General features: G+C 68.9%; 5 protein-coding genes, 1 tRNA gene, 1 pseudogene and 1 riboswitch. Of the genes and pseudogenes, 4 read left to right on the top strand and 3 right to left on the bottom strand.

All coding sequences use genetic code 11. From position 1 onward, the window contains the following. Window positions 1–261 precede the first annotated feature (261 nt). Window positions 262–1200, top strand: a complete 939-nt coding sequence (locus ABZ749_RS28040) for an LD-carboxypeptidase (RefSeq protein WP_357233066.1) — start codon at window positions 262–264, stop codon at window positions 1198–1200. Between the two features lie 194 nt (window positions 1201–1394). After that, on the top strand, window positions 1395–2003 hold the full coding sequence (locus ABZ749_RS28035; RefSeq protein ID WP_357233064.1) for a 2'-5' RNA ligase family protein: 609 nt from the start codon (window positions 1395–1397) through the stop codon (window positions 2001–2003). Window positions 2004–2173: 170 nt separating this feature from the next. Here the strand turns inward: ABZ749_RS28035 and ABZ749_RS28030 are convergent. Together ABZ749_RS28030 and ABZ749_RS28025 are read right to left on the bottom strand one after the other, a co-directional pair. After that, window positions 2174–2247 (bottom strand) — tRNA-Gly (locus tag ABZ749_RS28030). Window positions 2248–2516: 269 nt separating this feature from the next. Continuing rightward, a complete protein-coding gene (locus ABZ749_RS28025) occupies window positions 2517–3074 on the bottom strand; it encodes a pyridoxamine 5'-phosphate oxidase family protein (RefSeq protein ID WP_357233062.1) in 558 nt (185 codons plus the stop codon). 97 nt (window positions 3075–3171) lie between these two features. Here ABZ749_RS28025 and dcd point away from each other — a divergent pair, with 97 nt between their 5' ends. Then, window positions 3172–3750, top strand: coding sequence for a dCTP deaminase (gene dcd, locus ABZ749_RS28020; protein WP_030332009.1), 579 nt, complete (start codon window positions 3172–3174; stop codon window positions 3748–3750). A gap of 60 nt (window positions 3751–3810) precedes the next feature. On the opposite strand, the gene ABZ749_RS28015 is transcribed toward dcd, so the two are convergent. Further along, complete coding sequence (locus ABZ749_RS28015; protein ID WP_357233060.1) at window positions 3811–4851, bottom strand: NlpC/P60 family protein; 1041 nt, start codon at window positions 4849–4851, stop codon at window positions 3811–3813. 13 nt (window positions 4852–4864) lie between these two features. After that, window positions 4865–5000: riboswitch (cyclic di-AMP (ydaO/yuaA leader) on the bottom strand. Between the two features lie 235 nt (window positions 5001–5235). Here ABZ749_RS28015 and ABZ749_RS28010 point away from each other — a divergent pair. Beyond that, window positions 5236–5627, top strand: a pseudogene (locus ABZ749_RS28010) (N-acetylmuramoyl-L-alanine amidase); the annotation flags it as partial.

Here is a 5627-nt window from a genome sequence, read left to right as displayed (position 1 = left end):
CACCACCGCCACCAGCACAAAACCGAAACGCGACACAAAGAAAACGAACACTTCGAATACCCCAAGGCCACGCCGCACAGGTTAAAGATCAAGCTCAGGCATGGGCCGAAATGAGTCGCGTACGGACCGCCGCACCTGTTGGATCTCGACATGGAGCATGAGCTTGTTCGTCCCCGAAAGGCGCGTCCCGGGGACCACCTCGCGGTCCTCTCACCGTCCTTCGCCGCCGCCGGTGCCTTTCCGGTGATCCACGAGCAGGCCATGCGACGGCTTGCCGACCTGACCGGCCTCGTACCTGTCGAATACCCCACCACCCGCCAGGTGGGTGCGACCGCGGCAGCGCGTGCGGCGGACATCAACGCCGCCTTCGCGGACCCCCGGGTACGCGGCATTCTCGCCGTCATCGGCGGTGAGGACCAGATCACCGTCATTCCCCACCTGGACGCCGACCTGGCCCGTGCCGACCCGAAGCCGTTCCTCGGCACCAGCGACAACACCAACCTGCACCACTGGCTCTGGGGACTCGGCATCGCCAGCTTCTACGGCGGGTCCTCCCAGGTGCACCTCGGCCCCGGGCCTGCCGTCGACGACGTCCACGTCCGGTCGCTGCGAGCGGCGTTGCTCACCGGGGAACGTCTGGAGATCACCGACCCGGGTGAGTCCGAGGACATCGGCGTCGACTGGGCAGATCCGCAGGCGTTGAAGTCGTTCGGAGAGCGCGAATCGACGGAGCCGTGGAGCTGGCACGGGCCGGCCCGAGCGGTCACCGGCCGCACCTGGGGTGGCTGCCTGGAGGTCATCCAGTGGATCCTGACGGCGGGACGCTTCCCGTTCCCCCCGGAGGTCCTGAACGGCGGGGTGCTGATCATCGAAACCTCGGAGGAGCTTCTCCCCGCCCGCGAGGTCGGCTGGATCGTCCGATCACTGGGTGAACGCGGTCTCCTCAGCGCCGTCGACGCCGTCCTGGTCGCCCGTCCGCCGGTCTCCGACCACACCCGTCGACCCCCGGCCGCAGATCGGGCGCGACTTCGCGAGCAGCAGCGCGACACGGTCGTCGACGTGGTGACCCGCTACAACCCCGAGGCGGTCGTCTGCGCCGGCGTGCCGTTCGGCCACACCAGGCCACAATGGATTCTTCCGCATGGTGGCCCGGTAACCGTCGATGGCGTGGAACGTCGAATCTTCGCCGACTACCGGTAGAGGCCGTTCCGCAACGTGGCCTACGCCCGCCTCACCGAGCGGCCGTCCTTCCTCGCTGCCCGAATGCGGTCCCGAGACTGAGAACGGGCGCTTACCCACCACGCCTCCTACTGCCCGACCTCTGGGGGGTGCGGGCCTCCTGGCGGGTGGTGAATCCAGTGGACCGGCACCGACCGTGGCGGAAAGCTGTGGGGATGGAACCGACACAGACGGCGCTCATCGTGCCGATACCCGAGGCCGAGGAGGCGGTGGGCCCCTTCCGGGCATCGCTCGACCGGGCCGCCGGGTGGGGGGTGCCAGCGCACGTCACCGTCCTCTACCCGTTCCTGCCTCCGCAGCAGATCGATGAGCAGGTCTTGGCCGTACTGCACGAGACCATTGCCGGGATCCCTCGGTTCGACGTCGCACTGACGGACGTCGGCTGGTTCGGTGACACGGTCGTCTGGCTTGCTCCGCAGCCAGCTCGCCCGTTCCGGGAGCTCACTTCGGCCGTGTGGCAGCAGTTTCCCGAGGCTCCCCCCTATGCCGGGGCGCACAGCGATGTGGTGCCGCACCTGACCATCGGTCACGACGCCGCCAAGCCCACGCTGAGCCACGCCGCAGAAACCATCTCCACGCACCTGCCGATCAACGCGGCCATCGACAGAGTCAGGCTCATCGCCGGAACACCGGACACCAGCCCTTGGCGCACCGTCTGCGAGTTCCCGCTAGGCACCACACCATCTGCGCCGGCTGGCACGGCAGTCACAGCGGCCAGGGCCTCGATCGGGGAGCGGGTGACGGGCGACCGTCACGTCAGCTAACCAGGTGACCGACGTACTGACTGTGAATCAGCAGAAGGCGCGCGGGGCAGGGCGGTACATCCGTTGTCGGGTGCCGCTCCTGACGTGCAACCACCCACGGCAAGCGCAAGAAGCGATTGGAATGGATGAAGGGCCAGGTCGGGAACATGTCCTGACCTGGGCCTTCATGGTGGAGCGGGTGACGGGAATCGAACCCGCACTGTCAGCTTGGGAAGCTGATGTTCTGCCATTGAACTACACCCGCAAGCGGCACCACTGTACCCGAGTCATCGAGCCCGTGCACCCAGGCACCCCCGGTGACCGCAGGTGTCCGCGGACCGTGCCGCCCGGGTCGCCCGGGGTGATCCACTCGGTTTCCTGGAAGTCGGGGCATCCGGAGCGCCGGGATACCGCGGTTTCGCTGAAGTCGAGTGGATCATGCGGGAGTGGCGGCGCGCCGGGCGTGGCGGGCGTACGCATCGGTGCCGGCTCCGTCGTGACGGAGCCAGCACCGATGATCTTCCGGTCGTGTGGTCAGGCGGCCGTGCACTGCACGTCACGGCTGAGGAGGGCCGGGCGCGTCTGCGGGACGGCGAGGGGCGCTGCCACCGCCGACGGGGCGTTTGGGTCGAGCCAGACCCGAACGGCCGGCCGACTCGGCCCGAGACCCGGAATGCCCGCGATGTGCTGCTCGCGGCGGGTGAGCATGGCCACGTCGACGGTGAACTCGAAGAGCCGCCAGTCGACCTGCGGCTCGGCCCGGGCGCTCTGCGCCAGCTGCGCCACCCGGATCGGATCGGTCACCGGGCGGGCCTGACCTGCCACGTACGCCTCGTCGTCGCTCTCCTCCGCAGGGAACGAGTGCAGCGCGTAACGGCCGTCACGTTCGAGGTCGCGGCGCTTGGGCGAGTCGATGATGAAGCAGAACAGCCCCTCGGCGGTGATGACCGGGGAGACCGGATGGACGCGGGGCCCGCCGTCGGCACGGACCGTGGCCAGATAGCCGAAGCCCGGCCCGTACTGCTGAAGGAGAATGCGGATCCCGTCGGCGAGTCGGGGCTCGTCGGCGGCGAATTCGGACCAGGAAGCCATGTGGGCATTCTATCGAACAAATGTACGAGCAGCGACCTCGACGCGCTGGTCCAGCACCGAATCCGGCCACTTTTGGCAACGCGGCTATGGTGGTCCGATGCTGCTCTCCGACCGTGACCTGGTCTCCGAGATCAAGGCCGGCACGCTGGGCTTGGAGCCGTTCGAGCCCACCCTGGTCCAACCCTCCAGCATCGACGTCCGACTCGACCGGCTGTTCCGGGTCTTCAACAACCACCTCTACACCCACATCGATCCGGCCATGCAGCAGGACGACCTGACCTCGGCGGTCGAGGTCCCCGACGGCGAGCCGTTCGTGCTGCACCCGGGGGAGTTCGTGCTCGCCTCGACGCTGGAGGTCATCTCCCTTGGTGACCAGCTCGCCGGCCGGCTGGAGGGCAAGAGCTCCCTGGGCCGGCTCGGGCTGCTCACGCACTCCACCGCCGGTTTCATCGACCCGGGCTTCTCCGGTCACGTGACGCTGGAACTCTCGAACGTGGCGAACCTGCCGATCACCCTCTGGCCGGGCATGAAGATCGGGCAGCTCTGCATCTTCCGGCTCTCCTCGCCGGCCGAGCACCCGTACGGCTCGGTGGTCTACGGCTCGCGCTACCAGGGCCAGCGGGGGCCGACACCCAGCCGCGCCTGGCAGCACTGGCGCACCTGGCCCACCCGTTAGGACCAGAACGACGAGGGCCCGCCGCGAGGAGATCGCGACGGGCCCTTCGGTCACACTGGGTCAGCCTGGACGGCCATAGCTGTGGATCGGGCCGTCGTCGACCTTCTTCATCTTGACCGGTTGACCGGCCTGCGAGGCGTGCACCACCCAGCCGCCGCCGACGTACATGCCGACGTGGTGGATGTCGCTGTAGTAGAAGACCAGGTCGCCGGGGCGCAGGTCACCCTTGCTGACGTTCTTGGTGACCCGGCTCTGCGCGGCGGCGTTGTGCGGCAGCGACACGCCGGCCTTCGCCCAGGCGGCCAGCATCAGCCCGGAGCAGTCGTACGAGTTTGGACCCTCGGCACCCCAGACGTAGGGCTTGCCGATCTGCGCGCAGGCGAACTTGACCGCGGTGCCCGCGGCACCGCCGGGGTAGCTACCCGGGCAGGGCGCCGGGCGCAGCGGACCGCCGCCGCCGCTGCCGTACACCTTCAGGCGCAGCTTCTGCAGGCGGTCGATCTCGTCGTTGATCTGCTTCTTCTTCGCCGCCAGCTGAGCTTCCGTGCGGGTCAGCTGGGCCACCATCTCGTCCAGTGGCGCCTTCTGCGCGGCCAGTTGGTCGCGCAGGTCGGCCACCTGGCGTACGTCCTTCTGCTGGTCATGCGCGAAGCGGTCGAGCATTTCGAGCTGGCCGACCACCTCGCTGGGCGACCGGCTGCCCAGCATCGCGTTGACGGTCGAGACGTTCTCACCCATGTAGGCGCGTACGGCAAGGGCGCTGACCTTGTCCATCGCGGCGTCGACCTGGCGCTCGAGCGGAGTGATCCGGGCGGCCAGGGCGTCTGCCTGCTTGCGCTTCGCGGCGAGGTCGATGCGGGTGGCGTTATGCCGTTCGATGATCGGTTCGAGCTTGTTCCAGTCGGCGTCGATCTGGCGCTCGATCTCGGCGACGGAGGGGTCGGCGTGGGCCGCCGTGGCGCTGCCGGTCAGAACGACGGCGACGCCGGCCAGCGCGGCGAGTGCGGTGGTGAAGCGGGACCAGCGTGGGCGCGGCACGATCGACGCCGGGCCGGCTGATGCCGACCGCTCGGACGACGGCCGCGGGGCATGGAGTGCCACCGGGGTTCCGTACTCCTTCTTCCTGACCGCCTACCGGGTTAGCTGACGGGTTCGGGCGGGAAGTCGGCGCCCTACCGCAGTGGCTGCGGATTCACCCCGAGGGACCTGGGTCCCCGGTTCGCTCGGAAACGACTCGGCGGTGTCGGTCCGTTACCGCCCGGGGTGGGCGGAGCTGCTGTCGGGCCGACAAATGACCAGAGTAGAGACGCCCGTTACCGATCCGCAACCCGTGCGGCCGTGACACTCCGTACGGATTGGACGAGGTCACCGACCGTGTGTGAAGAATTCTTTCCGTACACTTCGATAGATGGAAAGGTATTGACGCGAGCTCCCGGACGGCGCGATGGTGACCTGACCTCACTCCGCGAGAATCTAGGGGGTTCGATGCACCATCCAACCCTGTCGACCGGCTGGCGCGCACTGCTCGCCGCCACCGTGGTCGCCGCCGCGACAACGGTGCCACTCTCCGCCGGCCCGGCCGCCGCCGCTCCCACCACCGACCGCCAACAGCAGTACGCCGACGCGGCCACCGAGTACGGCGTACCGGCCGTCGTGCTGCTCGGCGTCTCCTACCTGGAGTCCCGTTGGGACACCAATGCCGGCACACCGAGCACCAGTGGCGGCTACGGCCCGATGCACCTGACCGACGTGCGGCACGTGGCCGCCCTACCCGGACGCGGTCACCACGACGCCGGCGCCGAGGACCCGCGCGGCGACGGCTCCCGGCCGGCCCGGGTGCCCGCGCCCCGACCGGTTGAGGCGCCCGCCCCGTCCAC

Origin of the sequence: Micromonospora sp. NPDC047753 (assembly GCF_040642735.1) — a bacterium.
Classification (GTDB): Bacteria; Actinomycetota; Actinomycetes; order Mycobacteriales; family Micromonosporaceae; genus Micromonospora.
The sequence above is the reverse complement of the archived record's forward strand: the minus strand, read 5'-3'. Positions and strand labels throughout refer to the sequence as shown.